The following is a 23800-nucleotide window of genomic DNA, read 5'->3' as shown; positions in this document are numbered from 1 at the left end:
CGCGACGTCTGTCAGTGGTGTGGTGTGCAATGGATCGCGTGCCCGCGCTCGACGAACCTCTGAAGAACACGCTCGGCGCCGCCACCGCGAAGGTGATGGCCGAGCATCTCGACCTGCATACGGTCGGCGACCTCCTGCACCACTACCCCCGTCGGTACGAGGAGCGCGGCCAGCTGACCAGGCTGGCCGAGCTGCCGCTGGACGAGGACGTCACCGTCGTCGCTCAGGTCGCCGACTCCCGCGTGCTGAAGTTCAACCACGGCCGTGGCCAGCGCCTGGAGATCACCCTCACCGACGGCAGCGGCCGGCTCCAGCTGGTCTTCTTCGGACGGGGAATCCACAAGCCGCACAAGGACCTGCCGCCGGGCAGCCGCGGGATGTTCGCCGGCAAGGTGTCCGTCTTCAACCACAAGCTGCAGCTCGCGCACCCCACGTATGTACCGCTCGGCGCGGACAGCGGCGACGACGCCGTGGACGCCTTCGCGGGCAAGCTGATCCCCATCTATCCGGCCTGCAAGGGTCTGGAGTCCTGGAAGATCACCAAAGCGGTGGACGCAGTGCTGCCCAGGGCCGTCGAAGCCGTCGATCCACTGCCGCCCGCGCTGCGCGACGGACGCGGGTTCGCGTCGCTGCCCGAAGCACTGCTCAAGATCCACCGGCCGGACACCAGGGCGGACATCGAAGACGCACGGCAGCGCCTGAAGTGGGACGAGGCGTTCGTGCTCCAGGTCGCCCTCGCCCGCCGGCGGTACGCCGACACCCAACTCCCCGCCGTGGCACGCAAACCCAGGCCGGACGGACTGCTCGACACCTTCGACGCCAAGCTGCCCTTCACCCTCACCGACGGCCAGCAGAAGGTCTCCAAGGAGATCTTCGACGATCTGGCGACCGAGCACCCGATGCACCGCCTCCTTCAGGGCGAGGTCGGATCGGGCAAGACGATGGTCGCGCTGCGGGCGATGCTCACCGTCGTCGATTCGGGCGGCCAGGCAGCGATGCTCGCGCCCACCGAAGTCCTCGCGCAGCAGCACCACCGCTCGATCACCGAGATGATGGGCGAGCTGGCCGAGGGGGGAATGCTCGGCGGCGCCGAGCACTCCACCAAGGTGGTCCTGCTGACCGGCTCGATGGGCGCGGCCGTGCGGCGGCAGGCGCTGCTCGACCTGGTGACCGGCGAGGCCGGGATCGTGATCGGCACGCACGCGCTGATCGAGGACAAGGTGCAGTTCCACGATCTGGGCCTGGTCGTCGTCGACGAGCAGCACCGCTTCGGCGTGGAGCAGCGTGACGCCCTGCGCTCCAAGGGCAAGCAGCCGCCGCACCTGCTCGTCATGACCGCCACCCCCATTCCCCGTACGGTCGCGATGACGGTCTTCGGCGATCTGGAGACCTCGGTCCTGGACCAGCTGCCGGCCGGGCGTTCGCCGATTGCCAGCCATGTCGTCCCCGCCCAGGACAAGCCGCACTTCCTGGCGCGCGCCTGGGAGCGCATGCGCGAGGAAGTGGAGAAGGGACACCAGGCGTATGTCGTGTGTCCCCGCATCGGCGACGACGAGGACGATCCGAAGAAGAAGTCCGCCGAGGACGAGGCCGAGAAGCGCCCGCCGCTGGCCGTCATCGAGATCGCCGAGCAGCTCGCCAAGGGGCCGCTGAGCGGCCTGCGCGTCGAGGTGCTGCACGGGCGGATGCAGCCCGACGACAAGGACGACGTCATGCGCCGGTTCGCGGCCGGCGATGTGGACGTCCTGGTCGCCACCACCGTCATCGAGGTCGGTGTCAACGTACCCAACGCCACCGCCATGGTGATCATGGATGCGGACCGGTTCGGCGTATCGCAGCTGCACCAGCTGCGCGGCCGGGTCGGCCGTGGCTCGGCCCCCGGTCTGTGCCTGCTGGTCACCGAGATGCCCGAGGCGAGCCCCGCCCGGGCCCGGCTCGGCGCGGTCGCCGCCACCCTCGACGGCTTCGAGCTCTCCCGCATCGACCTCGAACAGCGCCGCGAGGGCGATGTGCTCGGCCAGGCCCAGTCCGGCGTGCGCTCCTCGCTGCGGATGCTCACCGTCATCGACGACGAGGAAGTCATCGCGGCCGCCCGCGAGGAGGCGGTGTCGATCGTCGCCGAGGACCCGGACCTCGAGCGGCTGCCCGAACTGCGTACGGCGCTGGACGCGCTGCTGGACACGGAGCGGGAGCAGTACCTCGACAAGGGCTGAGGGCGCGGAGGAGAACGGTCCGCCTCGCACCGGCCGGGCGGTCCGCCTCGCACCGGCCGCCGCCGAAGCAATGCCGAAGCAATATCGTGGGGTGTGCACCCGCCGTATCCGCACCCCCCACAACCCGACGAGGACCCACAGCCATGACCCGCGTGATCGCCGGCGCGGCCGGCGGACGCCGTATCGCCGTCCCGCCCGGCACCGGCACCCGCCCCACATCCGACCGCGCTCGCGAGGGGCTCTTCTCCAGCTGGGAGTCGCTCCTCGGCACGCTGAGCGGGATCCGAGTCGCCGATCTGTACGCCGGCTCCGGCGCCGTCGGCCTGGAGGCGCTCTCCCGCGGCGCGTCCCACGCCCTCCTCATCGAGGCCGACAGCCGCGCCGCCCGTATCGTCCGGGAGAACGTCCGGGCTCTCGGCCTGCCCGGCGCCGAGGTACGCAGCGGCAAAGCGGAACAGATCGTGACGGGTCCGGCCCCCGACGACCCGTACGACGTCGTCTTCCTCGACCCTCCGTACGCCGTCACCGACGACGATCTTCGCGAGATTCTGCTCACACTCCGCGCCCAGGGCTGGCTCGCGGACGATGCTCTCGCCACCGTGGAGCGCAGCACCAGAGGCGGCGAATTCATATGGCCGCAGGGCTTCGAGCCATTGCGGGCCCGTCGTTACGGCGAGGGCACGCTTTGGTACGGTCGCGCCGCCTCTACGTGCGAAGACGCACCATGACCGGACCGGAGAGCGAGGGACGTAAGTTGCGCCGCGCAGTCTGTCCGGGGTCATTCGACCCCATCACCAATGGACACCTCGACATCATTGCCCGCGCCTCCAAGCTGTACGACGTCGTACATGTCGCGGTGATGATCAACCAGTCCAAGCAGGGACTGTTCACCGTCGAAGAGCGGATGGACATGATCCGCCAGGTCACCCGCGAGTACGGGAACGTCGAGGTGGAGTCCCACCACGGCCTTCTCGTCGACTTCTGCAAGCAGCGCGACATCCCGGCCATCGTCAAGGGCCTGCGGGCGGTCAGCGACTTCGACTACGAACTGCAGATGGCCCAGATGAACAACGGCCTCTCAGGCGTCGAGACCCTCTTCGTCCCGACCAACCCCACCTACAGCTTCCTCTCCTCCAGTCTGGTCAAGGAGGTCGCCGCCTGGGGCGGCGACGTCTCCCACCTGCTGCCGCCCGTGGTCCACGAGGCACTGACCCGGCGCCTCGCCGAGAAGTGACGGCTGACAGGCCGTCACCCGGTGTCGGACGGGCACCGGCTGCCCGTACAGTCGTCCCGTCCGTCTTCCATCAGCTGTAGAGAGTGGCGAACACACGGTGGACGTCCAAAAGAAGCTCGACGAGATCGTCGAGGCGGTCGGGAACGCCCGGTCCATGCCCATGTCGGCCTCCTGCGTGGTCAACCGCGCCGAGCTGCTCGCCATGCTCGAAGAGGTCAGGCAGGCCCTGCCGGGATCCCTGGCGCAGGCCCAGGAGCTGATCGGCGGCCGTGAGCAGTTGGTCGAGCAGGCCCGCCAGGAGGCCGAGCGGATCATCGAGAGCGCCCACGCCGAGCGCGGCTCGCTGATCTCGGACACGCAGGTCGCCCGCCAGTCCCAGGACGAGGCGGACCGCATCCTCGCCGAGGCCCGCCGGGATGCCGAGGAGATCCGCGCCGAGGCCGACGACTACGTCGACTCCAAGCTCGCCAACTTCGAGGTCGTCCTCACCAAGACCATCGGCTCCGTCGACCGAGGCCGCGAGAAGCTGCTCGGCCGCGGCCCCGGCCTGGACGAGCAGGGTTACATCGACCCTGCCGAGGACGACGCCCCTGAGTACAGCGCGGACCCGCAGACCCTGATCCAGCGCGCGGACGAGTACGTCGACGCCAAGCTCGGCGCCTTCGAAGCGGTCCTCTCCAAGACCCGTGACGCGGTCGGCCGCGGCCGGCAGAAGCTGCACGGCCGGACCACCAGCGACGCCCTCGGCGAGCACATGGCCGCCCAGGACGCGGCGGGCCCGCAGCAGCACGCGAGCGACTCGGACTATCTGGCCGGTCTCGCGGAGCTGGCCGAGCCGCAGCTGCAGCACCAGGCCCAGCCGCACCAGTACCAGCCGCAAGCCGAGCAGCAACCGCAGATCCCGGCCCAGGCCCCGGCCCAGGTCCCGCAGCCGCAGCACGACCCGTACGCCTACCAGCCGCAGGAGGCGTACGCCGGCTATCAGACCGATCCGTACGCCGCCTACCAGCAGCAGGGCTACGACCAGCAGTACGCCCAGCCGGACCCGTACGCCTACCAGCAGCCCGAGCAGCAGCAGGTCCAGCAGCAGCCGGTGCAGCAGCAGGGCGCCCTCGACGAGACCAGCCTGTTCGACACCAGCATGATCGACCTCGAGCAGCTGCGCCGTTACGAGCAGGGGCGCTGAAGAAGCCCCCCGGAAGCACGGATTGGGTCTACGGCGGCCAGTCCAGTATCCTGGCTCTTCGGTCGCGCGTAGTTCCGCGATCCCGGCTGCCCGCTTCGTCTCCGAATCGGGACGGCCCCTCCCCACGATCCGAAAGCAGGAAAGCCCTGAGCACGCACCTCGACCATCGCAACCCCCTCGTGTTCGACACACACGAGCTGGGGCGGCGTCCCGGTGCGCTCCAGCGGCTGACCCGCTCGGTCCCGACCCCCAAGGACTTCGGTATCGAAGGGGTCATCGGCGTGCCTCTGGGCGCGCCCGTGGAGCTCGACGTCCGCCTGGAGTCGGTCATGGAAGGTGTGCTTGTCACAGGCACCGCCCGTGCAACGGCCGAGGGGGAGTGCGTAAGGTGTCTGGAGCCGTTGCGCCAGGAGGTTGCGGCGGATTTCCAGGAGATGTTCACGTACCCCGACGCCGACGACCGGAGCCGCAGTCGCACTGCGGAGCCCGTCGACGACGCCGAGGACGAGGACAGGCTTTTTCTCGAGGACGGTCTGTTCGACCTCGAGCCCGTGCTGCGTGATGCGGTGGTGCTTGCACTGCCGATGCAGCCGGTGTGCCGGGAGACCTGTGCCGGTCTGTGCCCCCAGTGCGGGGTCAGGCTGGACGAGAACCCGGACCACCACCACGATGCCGTCGACGTTCGTTGGGCGGCTTTGCAGGGACTCGCCGAGACCATTCAGGACGGCGAGAAGGACAACATGGGCGGCGCCGAAGCGGGCGTCGACGAGAAGCAGGAGAAGTAGCCGTGGCTGTTCCGAAGCGGAAGATGTCGCGCAGCAACACGCGCCACCGCCGGTCGCAGTGGAAGGCTGCGGTCCCCAACCTGGTTTCGTGTGAGCGTTGCCAGGAGCCGAAGCTGCAGCACATCGCGTGCCCGAGCTGCGGCACCTACAACAAGCGCCAGGTCCTCGAGGTCTGAGCGGCTGGTGAGAGGCCCGATGTCTGAGCTGTCCAATGCCAAGAAGCAGGCAGACGCAGTAAACACAGCCAACGCAGCCTCGTCCCACACGCTTCTGGAAGGGCGGCTCGGGTATCACCTCGAGTCCGCCCTTCTGGTGCGTGCGCTGACCCACCGTTCGTACGCGTACGAGAACGGCGGTCTGCCCACCAATGAGCGGCTCGAATTCCTCGGGGATTCGGTGCTCGGTCTGGTGGTCACCGACACGCTGTACCGCACCCACCCCGACCTGCCCGAAGGCCAGCTGGCCAAGTTGCGGGCCGCGGTGGTCAATTCGCGTGCGCTGGCGGAGGTCGGGCGCGGCCTCGAACTCGGCTCCTTCATCCGGCTCGGCCGGGGCGAAGAGGGCACGGGGGGCCGGGACAAGGCGTCCATCCTCGCCGACACCCTGGAAGCGGTGATCGGTGCGGTCTATCTCGACCAGGGCCTCGAGGCGGCCTCGGAGCTGGTGCACCGCCTCTTCGACCCGCTTATCGAGAAGTCCTCGAACCTTGGCGCGGGCCTGGACTGGAAGACCAGCCTCCAGGAGCTCACCGCCGCCGAGGGGCTCGGAGTCCCGGAGCATCTCGTCACCGAGACCGGCCCGGACCACGAGAAGACCTTCACTGCTGCCGCCCGCGTCGGTGGTGTCTCGTACGGCACCGGCACCGGCCGCAGCAAGAAGGAAGCGGAGCAGCAGGCGGCAGAATCCGCCTGGCGGGAGATCCGTGCCGCCGCGGACGAGCGCCTGGCCGCGGCGAAGGCCGAAGCGGAAGTGGCGGCCGACGCGACGCCCGAGACGTCTTATGTCGCCGATGCCGCCGACGAATCCGACGATTCCGACGGAAGGGCCGCCGACGCCCTTTCGGCCTCGGAACCCGCGGACCGGGCCACGGCCTGAGTCGACGTTTCCGCTTTCCCGTGAGGCCCCTCGCTCCCCCCGGAGCGCAAGGGGCCTCACCGGTTTCGCCGTCGGGCACAGCGGTACGCTGCGGGCATCACCGTGAGAGTTGCCCGAAGGAGCCCCGTGCCCGAGCTGCCCGAGGTCGAAGTCGTACGTCGTGGCCTTCAGCGCTGGGTCAGCGGCCGTACGATCGCCGAGGTGCAGGTCCTGCACCCGCGGGCGGTCCGCCGCCATCCGGCCGGCGCCGGCGACTTCGCGGCACGTCTCAAAGGACACAGCGTCGGCATCGCCCGCCGCCGCGGCAAGTATCTCTGGCTGCCGCTTGCGGACACGGACGCCTCGATCCTCGGTCATCTGGGCATGAGCGGGCAGCTGCTCGTCCAGCCCGAGGGCGCCGTCGATGAGAAGCATCTGCGGATCCGGATCCGTTTCGACGACCCTCTCGGCACCGAGCTGCGCTTCGTCGACCAGCGCACCTTCGGCGGTCTTTCGCTGCACGACAACACACCCGAGGGGCTCCCCGAAGTCATCGCGCACATCGCCCGCGATCCGCTCGACCCGGCCTTCGACGACGCGGCCTTTCACACCGCGCTGCGCCTGCGCCGTACGACCGTCAAGCGCGCGCTGCTGGACCAGTCGCTGATCAGCGGGGTCGGGAACATCTACGCGGACGAGGCGCTGTGGCGCGCGAAGCTCCACTACGAGCGCCCCACCGCGACCCTCGCACGCCCCCGCTCGACCGAACTGCTCCGGCATGTACGGGACGTGATGAACGCGGCCCTGGCCGTCGGTGGCACTAGCTTCGACAGCCTCTATGTGAACGTGAACGGCGAATCAGGCTATTTCGACCGGTCGTTGGACGCCTACGGGCGAGAGGACGAGCCCTGCCGTCGCTGCGGCACCCCCATGCGCCGACGCCCCTGGATGAACCGCTCCAGCTACTTCTGCCCGCGCTGTCAGCGGCCGCCACGGCCGACGAGCACGCTGTCGTAACGCTCGCGCGCCGCCAGCACCTCGGGCATCCGGCCCTCCACCAGGTGAATCAGTCCGAGCAGCCGCTCGGCCACGGCGCGTCCCAGTGGGGTCAGCTCATAGTCCACCCGCGGAGGATTGGTGGGCTGTGCGTCCCTGTGAACCAGACCGTCGCGCTCCAGGGCGTGCAGTGTCTGGGAGAGCATCTTCTCGCTCACGCCGTCGACGCGCCGCCGCAGTTCGTTGAAGCGGAGGGTCCCCTCGTACAGGGCCCCGACGGTCAGGCTGCCCCAGCGGCCCGTCACATGCTCGAGCGTGCCGCGCGAGGGGCACTGCTTCGAGAACACGTCAAAGGGGTTGCCGTCGTCCATGACGGCCACCTTACTCCGGCGCAGCACTGACCAGGAGAAAGTGAGACGCAGGGCCTCAGAAGCCGAAGTCCTGTGTCCACCACGGGCCGCCGTCACCCAGGTGCACACCGACGCCCAGCGTCTTGTAGTCGCAGTTGAGTATGTTCGCGCGGTGGCCGTCGCTGTTCATCCAGGAGTTCATCACAGCGGCCGCGTCGGCCTGCCCGCGGGCGATGTTCTCGCCGCCGAGCCCCTGTACGCCGGCCTTCGCAGCGCGGTCCCAGGGGGTCGCGCCTGTGGGGTCCGTGTGGTCGAAGAAGCCACGCGCGGCCATGTCGGAGCTGAAGTCGCCGGCCAGATCCGCCAGTGAGGCATCGGACCGTACCGGGCTGCACCCGACCTTCGCGCGCTCCTTGTTGACCATGCTGACCACCTGGGCCTCGATGGCCGCAGCGCCCGGGGCCACAGGCTTGGCCCGCTCGGCCGAACGGTTGGGGGCGCGCGTCTCGGTACGGGACGGAGGCGCGCTGCTCTCCTTCTTCTCCGGGGCCTTCGTCTGCTTCGAGGGCGTCACCGACGGCTTGGTCGGCGTGGGGGAGGGGGTCTTCGACGGCGCCTGCGGGCGCGGGACGCTCGGGCTCGCGGAGGCCGAGGCCCCGTTCGTCGGCTCGGCGCTCGCGTCGCCCTGCGTCTGCAGCTTCGCCGAGCCTTCGGTGCGCACCTGCCCGCCCGACTCGCTGCCGCCGCTGAATGTGAACTTGTCGCCGCCCGGCAGCAAGCCTGACGCGACGGCCACGGCGCCTACCGCCATGGCTGCGGAAGCACCGAGCAGTCCGGTGCGTACGGGCACAGCTGCCCGCTTCTTCCGGCTATGGCGTCCCATCTGCAGTGCCTTCCTCAGCTCGACGATGCTCGACGGTCGAATATCAAAGCAGACTCACCCAAACGGGTGAGTTTCATTGCGACCGGACTGTACGCCATGACGCGTGGGGGCGAAGTGCTCAGAGAGGAATTGGCCGGTTAGCTTGCACCCATGGATGATGTTGCACGGTTCACCGCCTGGGTACGCGGCCGAGTGCAGGGAGTGGGCTTCCGCTGGTTCACCAGGGCAAATGCCCTGGAGATCGGCGGCCTCACGGGATTCGCGATCAATCTCGACGACGGCAGAGTGCAGGTTGTGGCAGAAGGGCCACGTGAGAATTGCCACCGTTTGCTGGAGTGGCTGCGCTCCGACGACACACCCGGGCGGGTCGATGGTGTCACTGAGATCTGGGGCACTCCGCGCGGCGGTTACGAGGACTTCGCGATCCGCTGAAGATCACCACGGATTTCGTCGCCGCGACGGTCCAGAACGCATGCCTCAGGCACCCGCCTTTGACGGAAATGACCTGGTGGTTGCCAAGAAGGGCTTGTGGTGCGAGGCTGCGCCAGGAAGAATGATCTCTACGCCCCAAGGGCCCCGCAGATGAGGCTCCGCCGCACGTTCCGCGGCCGGATGCCCCCGGGTTTGCCCGCTGATACGGGGTGTGATCGTGTTGACCGTCAAACTTTTTGGTGAGACTCTGGAAGTCCCCGCGCACCTTAGCTGTTTGGCAGTAAGAACCGCAGCAATATCAGCAGTAACAAGCACTGCCGGACACCGCGGGTGCGAATCCCTCACGACCCACACCGCATCGGTCGGTCACTCAGTGTGGAGGACCATCCATCATGGCAAAGGCGCTTCTCGGTTACGTCGGCGGTTCCGACCCGCGACTCCTCGCCGAGATGCGACGGCTTCAGCAGCGCGTCCAGGACCTCGAATCCGAGCTTGTACGGATCCAGTCCGAGAACGACGCGCTCAACGCTGCCGCCGCTCAGCACCCCGGAGAGTCGCTGCTTGACGGCATCGACATCGACGTACCCCAGGCGGAGCCTGCGCTCACCTGAGCACGGCGATCTTCTGGAGATACATCGCGCAAGATATGCAAGGGACGCCTCGGCGTCCCTTCTTTCTTTGCCGGCTCGCCCCCTAAGGTGCTTCGCTTAACGTCTGATGTGCCCTGCACCTTCATGGGTGAAACCGCGAGTGAAAGGTAGAGTCCGGCGGCGTGCACCTCAAGGCCATGACCCTGCGCGGGTTCAAATCCTTCGCCTCCGCCACCACGCTGCGGTTCGAGCCGGGCATCACCTGTGTCGTCGGGCCCAACGGCTCCGGCAAGTCCAATGTGGTGGACGCGCTCTCCTGGGTCATGGGTGAGCAGGGAGCCAAGTCGCTGCGCGGCGGCAAGATGGAGGACGTCATCTTCGCCGGGACGACCGGGCGGCCCCCGCTCGGCCGCGCCGAGGTCTCCCTCACCATCGACAACTCCGACGGCGCGCTCCCCATCGACTACGCCGAGGTCACCATCACGCGGATCATGTTCCGCAACGGCGGCAGCGAGTACCAGCTCAACGGCGACACGTGCCGGCTCCTGGACATCCAGGAACTGCTGTCCGACTCAGGCATCGGCCGCGAGATGCACGTCATCGTCGGGCAGGGCCAGCTCGACTCCGTACTGCACGCCGATCCGATGGGCCGCAGGGCCTTCATCGAGGAGGCCGCCGGCGTCCTCAAGCACCGCAAGCGCAAGGAGAAGGCGCTGCGGAAGCTGGACGCGATGCAGGCCAACCTGGCCCGCGTACAGGACCTGACCGACGAACTGCGCAGGCAGCTCAAGCCGCTGGGGCGGCAGGCCGCGGTCGCGCGGCGGGCCGCCGTCATCCAGGCCGATCTGCGCGACGCCCGGCTCCGGCTGCTCGCCGACGACCTCGTACGGCTGCGGGAAGCGCTGCGCAGCGAGATCGCCGACGAGGCCGCGCTCAAGGAACGCAAGGACGCCGCAGAGGCGGAGCTCAAGGCGGCACTGAGCCGAGAGGCGGATCTGGAGGACGACGTACGGCGCCTCGCCCCGCGGCTGCAGCGGGCGCAGCAGAGCTGGTACGAGCTGTCCCAGCTCGCCGAGCGGGTGCGCGGCACGATCTCGCTGGCCGACGCGCGGGTGAAGAGCGCCAGCGCAGCCCCCGCGGACGAGCGGCGCGGCCGGGACCCCGAGGACATGGAGCGCGAGGCCGCCAGGATCCGCGAGCAGGAAGCGGAGCTCGAGGCCGCGATGGAGGCGGCCGAGCGCGCGCTGGAGGACACCGTCGCGCACCGCGCCGAGCTGGAGCGGGAGCTGGCCGTCGAGGAGCGGCGGCTCAAGGATGTCGCGCGGGCGATCGCCGACCGGCGCGAGGGACTGGCCCGCCTGGGCGGTCAGGTCAACGCCGCCCGTTCGCGGGCCGGGTCGGCGCAGGCCGAGATCGACCGGCTGGCCGCCGCACGCGACGAGGCCCAGGAGCGGGCTGTGGCCGCGCAGGAGGAGTACGAGCAGCTCAAGGCAGAGGTCGACGGGCTCGACGCCGACGACTCCGCGCTCGGCGAGCAGCACGAGGCGGCCAGGCGTGAACTGGCGGAGGCGGAAGCGGCACTGAGCGCGGCCCGCGAGGCCCTGACCGCCGCCGAACGCAAGCGCGCAGCCGTGGCTGCCCGCCGCGAGGCGCTCGCCCTGGGCCTGCGCCGCAAGGACGGCACGGGCGCGCTGCTCGCCGCGAAGGACCGGCTGAGCGGTCTGCTCGGCCCGGCGTCCGAGTTCCTCACCGTGGCTTCCGGCTATGAGGTGCCGGTCGCGGCGGCGCTGGGCGCGGCCGCGGACGCCGTCGCCGTGTCGGCTCCGGCGACCGCCGCGGAGGCGCTGCGGCTGCTCCGCAAGACGGACGCGGGGCGCGCGGCGATACTGCTGAGCGGCGCCCCTGAATCCGTAACCCCCCAGCCGCGCGCGGACGGGCATGCGTACGCCGCCGATCTGGTGCGCGGTCCCGATGAGCTGATGCCCGCCGTGCGCCGTCTGCTGCGGGGCACGGTCGTCGTCGGGACGCTGGAGGACGCCGAGGATCTGGTCTACTCGCGGCCCGAACTCACCGCCGTGACCGCCGAAGGCGACATCCTCGGGGCCCATTTCGCGCAGGGCGGCTCCGCCGGAGCGCCGAGCCTGCTCGAGGTGCAGGCATCCGTCGACGAGGCGGCCGCCGAGCTGGAGGAGCTGGCCGTCCAGTGCGAGGAGCTGGCCGCCGCACAGCAGCAGGCCACCGGGCGTCGCCGTGAGTGTGCCGCGCTGGTGGAGGAGTTGGGGGAGCGCCGCCGGGCCGCCGACCGTGAGAAGTCGGCCGTGTCGGGACAGCTGGGACGGCTCGCCGGACAGGCCCGCGGCGCCGCGGGCGAGGCCGAGCGGACGACCGCGGCAGCCGCCAGGGCGCAAGAGGCGCTGGAGCGGGCGCGGGAGGAGGCCGAGGAGCTGGCCGAGAGGCTGCTCGTCGCCGAGGAGGCTCCCATCGAGGAGGAGCCCGATACGCATGTACGGGACCGGCTCGCCGCCGACGGCGCCAACGCACGCCAGACCGAGATGGAGGCCCGCCTCCAGGTCCGTACGCATGAGGAGCGCGTCAAGGGGCTCGCGGGGCGCGCGGACGCACTCGACCGGGGAGCGCGCGCCGAGCGCGAGGCGCGGGCGCGCGCCGAACAGAGACGCGCCCGGCTGCGCCACGAGGCGGAGGTCGCGTCCGCTGTGGCGAGCGGTGCCCGCCAGCTGCTGGCGCATGTCGAGGTCTCGCTGGTGCGGGCCGAGGCGGAGCGGGTCACGGCAGAGGCGGCCAAGGCCGAGCGCGAACAGGAGTTGAGCGCAGCCCGCAACCAGGGGCGCGACCTCAAGGGCGAGCTCGACAAACTCACGGATTCAGTTCACCGCGGCGAGGTACTCGGGGCGGAGAAGCGGCTGCGGATCGAGCAGTTGGAGACCAGGGCTCTGGAGGAGCTCGGCGTGGAACCGGCCGGGCTGATCGCGGAGTACGGGCCCGACCAGCTGGTGCCGCCGTCACCGCCCGCCGAGGGAGAGGACCTGCCCGATGACCCCGGGCACCCGCGCAACCAGCAGAAACCCTTCGTACGCGGCGAGCAGGAGAAGCGGCTCAAGTCCGCCGAAAGGGCGTATCAGCAGCTCGGGAAGGTGAATCCGCTTGCCCTGGAGGAGTTCTCCGCGCTGGAGGAGCGCCACAAGTTCCTCTCCGAGCAGCTTGAAGACCTGAAGAAGACCAGGGCCGACCTACTTCAGGTGATCAAGGAAGTCGACGAGCGCGTCGAGCAGGTCTTCACCGATGCGTACCGGGACACGGCCCGCCAGTTCGAGGGTGTCTTCTCGCGGCTCTTCCCGGGCGGCGAGGGCAGGCTGATCCTGACCGATCCCGACAACATGCTCACCACGGGCGTGGACGTCGAGGCGCGGCCGCCGGGCAAGAAGGTCAAGCGGCTCTCGCTGCTGTCGGGCGGCGAGCGGTCGCTGACCGCCGTCGCGCTACTGGTGTCGATCTTCAAGGCCCGGCCGAGCCCGTTCTATGTGATGGACGAGGTCGAGGCGGCGCTGGACGACACCAACCTCCAGCGGCTGATCCGGATCATGCAGGAGCTCCAGGAGTCCTCGCAGCTGATCGTCATCACGCACCAGAAGCGGACGATGGAGGTCGCTGACGCGCTGTACGGCGTCTCCATGCAGGGCGACGGCGTCTCCAAGGTCATCAGCCAGCGTCTTCGCTGACAGTCGCGCTGACTAATCTTCAAGTGTTGAACACAAGTCGACATGCCGTCGGTCGGGATTTCTTGGGTAGCGGGTATTGACTTCGAAACTTGAACGAATAGCCTCTGTCACGTTGCATTTACCTTCAAGTGGTGGGCAACGTGAAGTTGTGCGCCACTTGAAGGGCTCGCCCCGCCCACGCCCGGCGACGCTGCCGGACGGCCCCAGGAGTTCACGTGACCAGCACCTCGCAGCCGCCTCCGGCATCGGGAGCCCGCGAAGCCCACCCCGACCATATCGGGCATGTCATCTTCATCACGGCGGCGGCCGCGATGGGCGGTTTCCTCTTCGGTTACGACAGTTCCGTGATCAACGGCGCCGTCGAGGCCATCCGGGACCGCTACGAGATCGGTTCGGGAACGCTCGCCCAGGTCATCGCCATCGCCCTGATCGGCTGCGCCATCGGCGCGGCCACCGCCGGCCGGATCGCCGACCGCATCGGCCGCATCCGCTGTATGCAGATCGCCGCCGTGCTCTTCACCGTCAGCGCGGTGGGTTCCGCCCTGCCCTTCGCCCTCTACGACCTCGCCTTCTGGCGCATCGTCGGCGGCTTCGCCATCGGCATGGCCTCGGTCATCGGCCCGGCCTACATCGCCGAGGTGTCCCCGGCCGCGTACCGGGGCAGGCTCGCCTCCTTCCAGCAGGCCGCGATCGTCATCGGCATCGCCGTCTCCCAGCTGGTCAACTACGGCATCCTGCAGCTCGCCGACGGTGAGCAGCGCGGCGAGATCGGCGGGATCGAGGCCTGGCAGTGGATGCTCGGCGTCATGGTCGTCCCCGCGATGCTGTACGGCCTGCTCTCCTTCGCGATCCCCGAGTCGCCCCGCTACCTGATCTCCGTCGGCAAGGTCGACAGGGCGAAGGAAGTCCTCACCGAGGTCGAGGGCCACAACGTGAACCTGGACGCCCGCGTCGCCGAGATCGATCTCGCGATGCGCCGCGAGCACAAGTCGAGCTTCAAAGACCTGCTGGGCAGCCGCTTCAACTTCCTGCCCATCGTGTGGATCGGCATCGGACTCTCCCTCTTCCAGCAGCTTGTCGGCATCAACGTCGTCTTCTACTACTCCGCGGCGCTGTGGCAGTCGGTCGGCATCGACCCGGCCGAGTCCTTCTTCTACTCGTTCACCACGTCGATCATCAACATCATCGGCACCGTGATCGCGATGGTCCTGGTCGACCGGGTCGGCCGGCGTCCGCTCGCCCTCGTCGGCTCGACCGGTATGGCGATCGCTCTCGCCTTCGAGGCCTGGGCCTTCTCCTCCGACCTCGTCGACGGCAAACTGCCCACCACCCAGGGCGCCGTCGCCCTGATCGCCGCGCATGTCTTCGTGCTCTTCTTCGCCCTCTCGTGGGGCGTCGTGGTCTGGGTCTTCCTGGGCGAGATGTTCCCGAACCGGATCCGCGCGGCGGCACTCGGCGTCGCCGCGTCCGCGCAGTGGATCGCCAACTGGGTCATCACCGCGAGCTTCCCGAGCCTGGCGGACTGGAACCTCTCCGGCACGTACATCATCTACACAGCCTTCGCCGCGCTCTCGATCCCCTTCGTACTTCTGTTCGTCAAGGAGACCAAGGGCAAGGCGTTGGAGGAGATGGGCTAAACCCCGCTGCCCCTCTCCTCACCACGGAACTGCCCCGGCTCAGCTCATGAGCCGGGGCAGTACGTGTGCGCCGGGCAGGCTCAGCCCGTGAGCCGGGGGAGCACGTTCTCGGCGAAGAGCTGGAGGCTGCGCCAGCCCTCGTCCACCGGCATGCCGCCGCACAGCGGATGCAGTACCAGACTGTCCCCGCCGAGCGCCACACACTCGTCCGGCGTGACGATCCGGTACACGCCCTCGTCGCGCAGCTCCTCGACCGTCGTCGCCTTCGAACGCACCGCGGAGCGGATGTCCTTCGACTGCCAGGAGGCGTACATCCGCGCCTCGTGCAGGAAGTGCCCGCCGTACTCGGCCCAGGCGCGGTCCGGGTCCTCCGCGAGATGCAGGAGCGTCGTCCTCTGCGCCGGCATCATCGTCCAGCCCTCGGTCCCGTACCGCTCGCGCTGCTCGTGGTAGTACGCCTCGAGCTCCGGCAGATGCGCGCTGGGGAAGAACGGCAGACCGAGCCGGGCCGCGCGCCGGGCCGCCGCTCGCGAGGAGCCGCCCACCAGCAGCGTCGGATGCGGCTGGGTGTACGGACGAGGGGTCACCCGAACGGTCCGGCCGCGGTACGTGAACGGTTCACCGGTCCACGCCGTCAGCAGCGTCTCGAGCAGCTCGTCCTGGAGCTTGCCGCGACGGGTCCACTCCACCCCCAACTGCTCGTACTCCTCCGGCCGGTAGCCGATGCCGGCGACCGTGATCAGACGGCCCCTGCCGATCAGGTCGAGTACGGCGATGTCCTCGGCCAGCCGCAGCGGATCGTAGAGCGGGCCGATGATCGCGGAGACGGTGACCGCGATCCGGCGCGTGGAGCCGAGGACCGCTCCGGCGAAGACGAAGGGGGACGGCAGCCAGTTGTTCTCGGCGCCGTGGTGCTCCTCGGTCTGGATCGTGGCGACGCCGCGGTCGTCGGCGTAGACGGCCATCTCCAGGGCGGCGCGGTAGCGAGCCGCGAGGGTCTCGGGCGTCGCGTCGGGATCGGCGAGATTGAAGCGGGCCACTGTGAAGGCCATGGGAACGTCCCCCTCCGCCGGGTGTGCTGTGTCTGCCCGGAGGACAACCCCCGGGCCCCCGGCCGAAAGACAGGTCGGCGGGCTGAACGGACAGCGAAGAGGGACGGTAGCTGACGAAGCGTCAGATGGACAGAGTCGCGGACTCGGGTTCTGCGGCGCGGGCCGCCGGGATCGGCTCGGGCACCGCGAACCGGGTACGCGGCAGCACCGCGTACAGCGCCGCCGAGAGGACGATCGTGGCCGCCCAGCCCAGGCCGTGCTCCCCGATCCAGGTCGAGGCGAGCGGACCGGTGAACCAGTCGACCCTGGTGAAGAGCAGACCGACCAGCAGCGCGAGCGCCCACGCCGTCATCGCCTGCCAGGCGAAGCCGCCCCGGTACCAGTAGGCACTGGTGCGCGTGGTGTTCATCAGTGCCTCGCCGTCGTACGTACGCCGGCGCAGCATGTCCACACCGAAGACGCCGATCCACGCCGAGAACGCCACCGCGAGCAGCGTCAGGAAGGAGATGAACGAGCCGATGAAGCTGGTCGCCACCACCATCAGCAGGAAGCCGAAGACCAGGCTGATGACGGCGTTCACGCTGACCGCCCAGGCGCGCGGGACCTTGATGCCCAGGGTCTGCGCGGTGAAGCCCGCCGAGTACATCGACATCGAGTTGATCAGCAACATGCCGACCAGCGCGGTCAGCAGATACGGAACCGCGATCCACATCGGCAGGATCTGGCCGATGAACGCGACCGGGTCGGTGGCGCTCGCCAGGTCCGGCGTCGAGACCGCCATCACCGCGCCCATCAGCACCATCGGCAGTACGACGATCCCTGCGCCGCCGACCGTCGAGCCGACCATCGCCCTGCCGGAGGCGGAGCGCGGGAGGTAGCGGGTGAAGTCCGGGCCCGAGGGGACCCAGCTGATGCCGCCCGCCGCGATGGTGCCGATACCCGCGACCATCATCGCCGTCGACCCGGCCGGCTTGCCGAAGACCGCGGACCAGTCGGTGTTCGCGACCAGATGGACGAGCACCAGCACGCTGAACGCGCCGAAGAGATATGTCGACCACTTGCTGCACACGCGCAGCGCGCTGATGCCGAGCCCGGAGACCAGGAAGGTGCCGGCGACGAAGAGCAGCAGGGTGACCACGATCAGCGCGGTGCTGCTCCTGACACCGAAGAGCAGATCCAGCACGGTCAGCACGGCATACGCGCCGGTGACCGCGTTGATCGTCTCCCAGCCCCAGCGCGCGATCCAGATGAGCGAGCCGGGGAAGAGATTTCCGCGCTGGCCGAAGACCGCGCGGGACAGTGCCATGCCGGGGGAGCCGCCGCGCTTGCCGGCGATGGAGATCAGGCCCACGATTCCGTACGAGACCAGGGGCGCCGCGATCCCGACGACCAGTACCTGCCAGAAGTTCAGGCCGTTGAAGACGATCAGGCCCGCGCCCATCGTGAGCAACAGCACACTGATATTGGCTGCGACCCAGGTGGGGAAGAGTTCGCGTACGTGTCCGGTGCGCTCGGCGTCGGGGACGGGTTCGAGGCCACGGGTCTCTATCGCGCCTTCGGCTTCGGAGGCGTGGGGCATGGAAGAGCTCCGTACAGAGGTGGGGGACGGGGGCCCGCCGGCAGAAGGCCGGAACAACCAGCATCGCCCGTACCCCCCAAAAGGTCCAAATGGGCTCCGAGGTCCTCGTGGGATCCGCCGGGGCTGCTGCGGGTGAGCGGTCGTGGCCGATACTGGGGGGGTTATGGAAATCCTCATTCTTGCTGTAGTCATCGCCCTGGTCGCGGTCGGCGCGATCAGCGGGCTCGTGGTCAGCAGCCGCAAGAAGAAGCAGCTGCCGCCCTCCGCGCCGTCGAGCACGCCGACCATCACTGCCCCGCCCGCCGAACCTCAGGTCGGTGAGGACGCGGCGCCGACGGTCGAAGAGCCACGCCGCACGATCGAGGAGGTCGACCTCCCCGACGCCGCCGAGGCCGTCGAGACCCCGGCCGCCGTCGAGGATCCGGTCGTCGCGGCGCCGCCGGTCCCCGAGATCGAGATCCCCGAGCCGACCGCCGGCCGTCTGGTCCGGCTCCGCGCCCGCCTCGCCCGGTCCCAGAACACGCTCGGCAAGGGGCTGCTCACGCTCCTGTCCCGAGACAACCTCGACGAGGAGACCTGGGAGGAGATCGAGGACACCCTGCTCACCGCGGACGTCGGCGTCACGCCGACCCAGGAGCTGGTCGAGCGGCTGCGCGAGCGCGTGAGGGTCCTCGGCACGCGTACGCCCGACGAACTGCGCGCACTGCTGCGCGAGGAACTGCTGCATCTGCTCGGCACCGACTTCGACCGGGCGGTGAAGACCGAGAGCGGTCTGGACACACCGGGCGTCGTCATGGTCGTCGGCGTCAACGGCACCGGAAAGACCACCACGACCGGCAAGCTGGCGCGGGTGCTCGTCGCGGACGGCCGCTCCGTGGTGCTCGGCGCGGCGGACACGTTCCGCGCGGCGGCCGCGGACCAGCTCCAGACCTGGGGCGAGCGGGTCGGCGCGCGCACGGTGCGCGGCCCCGAGGGCGGCGACCCGGCGTCGATCGCGTTCGACGCGGTCAAGGAAGGCATCGCCGAGGGCGCCGACGTCGTACTGATCGACACGGCGGGCCGACTGCACACCAAGACGGGCCTGATGGACGAGCTCGGCAAGGTCAAGCGCGTCGTCGAGAAGCACGGACCGCTGGACGAGATCCTGCTGGTCCTGGACGCCACGACGGGGCAGAACGGTCTGGTGCAGGCGCGGGTGTTCGCGGAGGTCGTGGACATCACCGGCATCGTGCTGACGAAGCTGGACGGCACGGCCAAGGGCGGCATCGTGATCGCGGTCCAGCGCGAACTGGGCGTACCGGTGAAGCTGGTTGGCCTGGGCGAGGGGCCGGACGATCTGGCGCCGTTCGAGCCGGAGGCGTTCGTCGACGCGCTGATCGGCGACTAGGGGGTCCCTGCCGCCATCAACGCTCACATGCCGGATATTTTCCAGCCGGTCCGGCATGTGAGCGTTTGAAGACATGCCCCTACGGGCGCAGGCGGTGGCAGACGTACGCCAGCGTGCCCAGCAGCAGACGCGCCTGCGGCGGTGCCGACGCCGTGTCCAGGGACGGGGGCCGCAGCCAGCCGACCGGGCCCAGGCCCGCGTGGTCGGAGGGCGGGGCCGTGATGTGAGCGCCCGGGCCCAGGCAGTGCAGGTCCAGGTCCGCGTCGTCCCAGCCCATCCGGTACAGCAGGTCCGGGAGCTCATCGGCGGCGCCGGGGGCGACGAAGAACTGGCAGCGGCCGTCCGGCGTGGCCGTCACCGGGCCGATCGGCAGCCCCATCCGCTCCAGGCGCACCAGCGCACGGCGGCCGGCCGGGGCGGCGATGTCGAGGATGTCGAAGGCGCGGCCGACCGGCAGCAGCAGTGAAGCGCCCGGCACCTCCGACAGCGCCTTGGTGACCTCGTCCAGCGTCGCGCCCGCGCGCACCTCGGGAGCGAAGTCGAGTGGATGTGCTCCGGGGGACGCGCAGTCCGCCGCCCCGCAGGAGCATTCGCCGGACGCCGCTCGCGCCCCTGGCGCCACGTCCCAGCCCCACAGCCCTGTGTACTCCGCCGCCACTGTGCACTCTGTGGTGCGGCCGCGGCGCCGTGAGCCGGACCGCATCTCCCGGATGCCGCCGATCGTGAAGCCCATGCCCCCTCCAACGGGTCTGAATCGCCGGTGGTTACGACCCGAAGTCTCCTCGTTACACTGCGTCGCAACCGGTGTAGGTCCGGTGGCGCACAGTGGCGCGAGGGGTGGTGCGGACCAGGCCGCGCGCCTGTGCGTGCACCGCTCCGCCACATCGCGATCGTCGTATGTCAAGTGAATCGCGCCCGGCGGCAAGGGAGTTCATTCGAAGGGGTGGCGAATGGTGGCGTTTCTGCAATTGCGCTCGCGAGAGGGGTGATCGTGGGATTACTTTCAGTACACGAACCCTGGAGCTTTGCGACTCGTGGGTATGCCGGTGGCAACTCGGTTTCCTGTTCGGTGGGGCGCAACCTCCGCACGGATGGTCTCAACTCGCGTCATTCTGGTAGGGGTTCGGTGCGACAAAGGCTTCAGCGGATGGGGGCGTTCCAGTGGACGGCAGCGGCGCAAGCGGTACGGATACCGGCAAGCGCCCGAACGAGCAGTTGAGCTCATGGTTCGTGCGCAGCGGTTGGTCGAAGGGCGAACTCGCGCGCCAAGTGAACCGCCGGGCGCGCCAGATGGGCGCACACCACATCAGCACCGACACCTCGCGCGTGCGCCGGTGGCTCGACGGTGAGCAGCCGCGCGAGCCGATTCCGCGGATTCTCTCCGAGCTGTTCTCCGAGCGCTTCGGCACCGTCGTCGCCATCGAGGACATCGGACTGCGATCGGCGCACCGGTCACCGGCGGTGTCCGGGGTGGATCTCCCCTGGGCGGGCGCCGAGACCGTCGCCCTGCTGAGTGAGTTCTCGCGCAGCGACCTGATGCTGGCGCGGCGCGGTTTTCTCGGGACCTCGCTCGCCCTGGCCGCGGGACCCGCACTCATCGAGCCGATGCAGCGCTGGCTGGTGCCCTCCCCGGCGGGCGATCCCGGGCAGCAGGCGCCCCTCGCCGCCCTGCGCAGGGCTTCGCGGCTCTCCAAGCCCGAACTGGACCTGCTGGAGTCCACCACCGCGATGTTCCGCCAGTGGGACGCGCAGTGCGGCGGCGGGCTGCGACGCAAGGCCGTCGTGGGCCAACTGCACGAAGTCACCGATCTGCTGCAGGAGCCGCAGCCCCAGGCCACCTCGCAGCGGCTGTTCAGGTGCGCCGCCGAGCTCGCCGAGCTGGCCGGCTGGATGAGTTACGACGTCGGCCTGCAGCCCACCGCGCAGAAGTACTTCGTGCTCGCCCTGCACGCCGCCAAGGAGGCGGGCGACAAGCCCCTCGGCTCGTACGTCCTGTCCTCCATGAGCCGCCAGATGATCCACCTCGGGCGGCCCGACGACGCCCTGGAGCTCGTCCATCTCGCGCAGTACGGCAGCCGCGACTGCGCGACCCCGCGCACCCAGGCGATGCTGTATGCGATGGAGGCCCGCGCTTACGCCAATATGGGCCAGCCCAGCAAGTGCAAGCGAGCCGTCCGGATGGCCGAGGACACCTTCGCCGACGCAGGTCTCGACGGCGAGCCCGAGCCCGACTGGATCCGCTTCTTCTCCGAGGCCGAGCTCAACGGGGAGAACGCCCACTCGTACCGCGACCTGGCCTATGTGGCGGGCCGCAGCCCCACCTACGCCTCGCTCGCCGAGCCCGTCATGCGGCGCGCCGTCGAGCTCTTCGGCCAGGACGACGAGCACCAGCGGTCGTACGCACTCAACCTGGTCGGCATGGCCACGGTTCATCTGCTGAAGAGGGAGCCCGAGCAGTCCACGGAACTGGCAGGTCAGGCGCTCAAGATCGCCAAGCGGGTGCGCTCCGAGCGGGTCAATACCCGGCTGCGCAAGACCGTCGACACCGCGGCCCGGGACTTCGGCGACGTGGCCGAGGTCGCCCACTTCACCGACCTGCTGACCTCCCAGCTGCCCGAGACCGCGGAAGCGGTCTGAGCGGGCTGCGCCACCGGGCCCCGGCCGCGGCGCTCACCCCGGACAACCCGACTCGGCTCCCCCGTGCCAGGTCAGCAGGGTGGGCGTCGCGGTCGGTTCTTGATGCGCGCAGAGGATCCCGAGGACAGTGCGCAGAGGATACTCCCGGCCCTCGCGCCCGACCCACCTGTTCATAGCCGCGTAACACGCCGGACCCCTTCGTCACTGCGGCGAAACATCGTGCGGCATTGGCGGAAACCGCGCTGCGTCAATCTCAGGGCGCATAACCGGCCCGCCCTTCCGCTCAGGCTTCGCCCGCACGCGGCCGCACCGACGACGAGGAGACGCCGATGCCTCAAGGCATCTCGACGCTAGCCGCAGACGCCCCGACGCTGTCTGCCGCCAATACCGGCTTCATGCTCATCTGTTCCGCCCTGGTGATGATCATGACGCCGGGCCTCGCCTTCTTCTACGGAGGCATGGTCCGGGTCAAGAGCACCCTCAACATGCTGATGATGAGCTTCATCAGCCTCGGGATCGTCACCATCCTGTGGGTGGTGTACGGATTCAGCCTCGCCTTCGGCACCGACAAGGGCTCCATCATCGGCTGGAGCGCCGACTACGTCGGGCTCAGTGGCATCGGCATCACCCAACTGTGGGACGGCTACACCATCCCGGTGTACGTCTTCGCCGTCTTCCAGCTGATGTTCGCGATCATCACGCCCGCGCTGATCAGCGGTGCGCTCGCCGACCGCGTGAAGTTCACCGCCTGGGCGCTGTTCATCACGCTGTGGGTCACCGTCGTCTACTTCCCGGTCGCGCACTGGGTGTGGGGCGCGGGCGGCTGGCTCTTCGAGCTCGGCGTGATCGACTTCGCGGGCGGCACCGCCGTCCACATCAACGCCGGTGCCGCGGCCCTCGGCGTGATCCTCGTCATCGGCAAGCGCGTCGGCTTCAAGAAGGACCCGATGCGGCCGCACAGCCTGCCGCTGGTGATGCTCGGCGCCGGTCTGCTGTGGTTCGGCTGGTTCGGCTTCAACGCCGGCTCGTGGCTGGGCAACGACGACGGTGTCGGCGCGGTGATGTTCGTCAACACCCAGGTCGCCACCGCGGCAGCGATGCTCGCCTGGCTGGCTTACGAGAAGATCCGCCACGGCGCCTTCACCACCCTCGGCGCCGCCTCCGGCGCGGTCGCGGGTCTGGTCGCCATCACCCCGTCCGGCGGCGCCGTGAGCCCGCTCGGCGCGATCGCCGTCGGCGTCATCGCCGGTGTGCTCTGCGCCATGGCCGTCGGCCTGAAGTTCAAGTTCGGTTACGACGACTCGCTCGACGTCGTCGGCGTCCACCTCGTCGGCGGTGTCGTCGGCTCGCTGCTCGTCGGATTCTTCGCCACCGGCGGCGTCCAGAACGACGTCAAGGGCCTCTTCTACGGCGGCGGCCTCGACCAGCTCGGCAAGCAGGCCGTCGGTGTCGGCGCTGTACTGGCCTACTCTCTGGTGGCATCGGCTCTGCTCGCCTTCGTCCTCGACAAGACGATCGGCATGCGGGTCGAGGAGGACGTCGAGGTCTCCGGCATCGACCAGGACGAGCACGCCGAGACGGCGTACGACTTCAGCGGTGCCGGCGGCGGCGCCGGCTCCCGTAAGGCCGTGCCCGCCGCGGGCGACTCCGTGGCAGCCGCGGCTCAGACCAAGAAGGTGGACGCATGAAGCTCATCACCGCCGTCGTGAAGCCGCACCGGCTCGACGAGATCAAGGAGGCCCTGCAGGCCTTCGGAGTCCAGGGGCTCACGGTCACGGAGGCCAGTGGATACGGCCGCCAGCGCGGTCACACCGAGGTCTACCGCGGTGCGGAGTACACCGTCGACCTGGTGCCGAAGATCCGCATTGAGGTACTGGTCGAGGACGGCGACGCCGAACAGCTCATCGACGTGGTCGTCAAGGCGGCCCGTACAGGCAAGATCGGTGACGGCAAGGTGTGGAGCGTCCCCGTCGAGACAGCGGTACGGGTGCGGACCGGCGAACGCGGCCCGGACGCGCTGTAATCGCA

General features: G+C 69.4%; 21 protein-coding genes. 16 read left to right on the top strand and 5 right to left on the bottom strand.

The window, feature by feature from the left end; genetic code table 11:
• The first annotated feature begins 29 nt into the window (after positions 1-29).
• The 8 genes from recG to mutM all read left to right on the top strand — a co-directional run bounded on the left by recG (position 30) and on the right by mutM (position 7509).
• Positions 30-2213: an ATP-dependent DNA helicase RecG gene (recG, locus tag ACFYWY_RS16200; RefSeq protein WP_389185954.1), complete on the top strand. Its 2184-nt coding sequence runs from the start codon at positions 30-32 to the stop codon at positions 2211-2213.
• Positions 2214-2356: 143 nt separating this feature from the next.
• A complete protein-coding gene (gene rsmD, locus ACFYWY_RS16195; protein ID WP_389185951.1) occupies positions 2357-2941 on the top strand; it encodes a 16S rRNA (guanine(966)-N(2))-methyltransferase RsmD in 585 nt (194 codons plus the stop codon).
• 26 nt (positions 2942-2967) lie between these two features.
• Positions 2968-3447 carry a pantetheine-phosphate adenylyltransferase gene (gene coaD / locus ACFYWY_RS16190; RefSeq protein ID WP_389186353.1) on the top strand — a complete coding sequence of 160 codons (480 nt, stop codon included), beginning with the start codon at positions 2968-2970 and terminating at the stop codon, positions 3445-3447.
• A gap of 97 nt (positions 3448-3544) precedes the next feature.
• Positions 3545-4633 (top strand): cell division initiation protein, encoded by a 1089-nt coding sequence (locus ACFYWY_RS16185; protein WP_389185948.1) that lies wholly within the window; start codon positions 3545-3547, stop codon positions 4631-4633.
• A 179-nt stretch (positions 4634-4812) separates the two neighbouring features.
• Positions 4813-5418 (top strand): YceD family protein, encoded by a 606-nt coding sequence (locus ACFYWY_RS16180; protein ID WP_389185944.1) that lies wholly within the window; start codon positions 4813-4815, stop codon positions 5416-5418.
• Positions 5419-5420: 2 nt separating this feature from the next.
• On the top strand, positions 5421-5594 hold the full coding sequence (gene rpmF, locus ACFYWY_RS16175; protein WP_053675094.1) for a 50S ribosomal protein L32: 174 nt from the start codon (positions 5421-5423) through the stop codon (positions 5592-5594).
• Between the two features lie 19 nt (positions 5595-5613).
• Positions 5614-6513 carry a ribonuclease III gene (gene rnc, locus ACFYWY_RS16170; RefSeq protein ID WP_389185940.1) on the top strand — a complete coding sequence of 300 codons (900 nt, stop codon included), beginning with the start codon at positions 5614-5616 and terminating at the stop codon, positions 6511-6513.
• Between the two features lie 126 nt (positions 6514-6639).
• The gene (mutM, locus tag ACFYWY_RS16165; RefSeq protein ID WP_389185937.1) at positions 6640-7509 is read left to right on the top strand and encodes a bifunctional DNA-formamidopyrimidine glycosylase/DNA-(apurinic or apyrimidinic site) lyase; all 870 of its coding nucleotides are present in this window, start codon (positions 6640-6642) and stop codon (positions 7507-7509) included.
• Here mutM and ACFYWY_RS16160 read toward each other — a convergent pair.
• Positions 7473-7859 (bottom strand): winged helix-turn-helix transcriptional regulator, encoded by a 387-nt coding sequence (locus tag ACFYWY_RS16160; RefSeq protein WP_389185934.1) that lies wholly within the window; start codon positions 7857-7859, stop codon positions 7473-7475. The genes mutM and ACFYWY_RS16160 overlap by 37 nt on opposite strands.
• 55 nt (positions 7860-7914) lie before the next feature.
• Positions 7915-8721, bottom strand: a complete 807-nt coding sequence (locus tag ACFYWY_RS16155; protein WP_389185931.1) for a CAP domain-containing protein — start codon at positions 8719-8721, stop codon at positions 7915-7917.
• 150 nt (positions 8722-8871) lie between these two features.
• On the opposite strand from ACFYWY_RS16155, the gene ACFYWY_RS16150 reads away from it, so the two are divergent.
• The 4 genes from ACFYWY_RS16150 to ACFYWY_RS16135 all read left to right on the top strand — a co-directional run bounded on the left by ACFYWY_RS16150 (position 8872) and on the right by ACFYWY_RS16135 (position 15117).
• Entirely contained in the window at positions 8872-9153 is a 282-nt protein-coding gene (locus ACFYWY_RS16150) for an acylphosphatase (protein ID WP_389185928.1), read from the top strand.
• A 392-nt stretch (positions 9154-9545) separates the two neighbouring features.
• Positions 9546-9764, top strand: coding sequence for a hypothetical protein (locus ACFYWY_RS16145; protein ID WP_389185925.1), 219 nt, complete (start codon positions 9546-9548; stop codon positions 9762-9764).
• A 161-nt stretch (positions 9765-9925) separates the two neighbouring features.
• Positions 9926-13480: a chromosome segregation protein SMC gene (gene smc / locus ACFYWY_RS16140; protein ID WP_389185922.1), complete on the top strand. Its 3555-nt coding sequence runs from the start codon at positions 9926-9928 to the stop codon at positions 13478-13480.
• A gap of 215 nt (positions 13481-13695) precedes the next feature.
• Positions 13696-15117, top strand: a complete 1422-nt coding sequence (locus ACFYWY_RS16135; RefSeq protein ID WP_389185919.1) for a sugar porter family MFS transporter — start codon at positions 13696-13698, stop codon at positions 15115-15117.
• An 80-nt stretch (positions 15118-15197) separates the two neighbouring features.
• On the opposite strand, the gene ACFYWY_RS16130 is transcribed toward ACFYWY_RS16135, so the two are convergent.
• Complete coding sequence (locus tag ACFYWY_RS16130; protein ID WP_389185916.1) at positions 15198-16169, bottom strand: LLM class flavin-dependent oxidoreductase; 972 nt, start codon at positions 16167-16169, stop codon at positions 15198-15200.
• 121 nt (positions 16170-16290) lie between these two features.
• On the bottom strand, positions 16291-17748 hold the full coding sequence (locus ACFYWY_RS16125; RefSeq protein WP_389185913.1) for a cytosine permease: 1458 nt from the start codon (positions 17746-17748) through the stop codon (positions 16291-16293).
• 163 nt (positions 17749-17911) lie between these two features.
• On the opposite strand from ACFYWY_RS16125, the gene ftsY reads away from it, so the two are divergent.
• A complete protein-coding gene (gene ftsY / locus ACFYWY_RS16120; protein WP_389185910.1) occupies positions 17912-19135 on the top strand; it encodes a signal recognition particle-docking protein FtsY in 1224 nt (407 codons plus the stop codon).
• 79 nt (positions 19136-19214) lie between these two features.
• Here the strand turns inward: ftsY and ACFYWY_RS16115 are convergent, their stop codons facing one another.
• The gene (locus ACFYWY_RS16115) at positions 19215-19868 is read right to left on the bottom strand and encodes a bifunctional DNA primase/polymerase (RefSeq protein WP_389185907.1); all 654 of its coding nucleotides are present in this window, start codon (positions 19866-19868) and stop codon (positions 19215-19217) included.
• 428 nt (positions 19869-20296) lie between these two features.
• Here ACFYWY_RS16115 and ACFYWY_RS16110 point away from each other — a divergent pair, with 428 nt between their 5' ends.
• From ACFYWY_RS16110 to ACFYWY_RS16100, 3 genes are all read left to right on the top strand, one after another.
• Positions 20297-21772: a hypothetical protein gene (locus tag ACFYWY_RS16110; protein WP_389185904.1), complete on the top strand. Its 1476-nt coding sequence runs from the start codon at positions 20297-20299 to the stop codon at positions 21770-21772.
• A 329-nt stretch (positions 21773-22101) separates the two neighbouring features.
• On the top strand, positions 22102-23460 hold the full coding sequence (locus ACFYWY_RS16105; protein ID WP_389185901.1) for an ammonium transporter: 1359 nt from the start codon (positions 22102-22104) through the stop codon (positions 23458-23460).
• Positions 23457-23795, top strand: coding sequence for a P-II family nitrogen regulator (locus tag ACFYWY_RS16100; RefSeq protein WP_064070309.1), 339 nt, complete (start codon positions 23457-23459; stop codon positions 23793-23795). The genes ACFYWY_RS16105 and ACFYWY_RS16100 overlap by 4 nt, the downstream gene beginning before the upstream one ends.
• Positions 23796-23800: the final 5 nt, after the last annotated feature.

The sequence above is a fragment of the Streptomyces sp. NPDC002870 genome, from assembly GCF_042888505.1.
Classification (GTDB): domain Bacteria; phylum Actinomycetota; class Actinomycetes; order Streptomycetales; family Streptomycetaceae; genus Streptomyces.
Note: the sequence above shows the minus strand (reverse complement) of the source record. Positions and strands in the feature narration are given on the sequence as shown.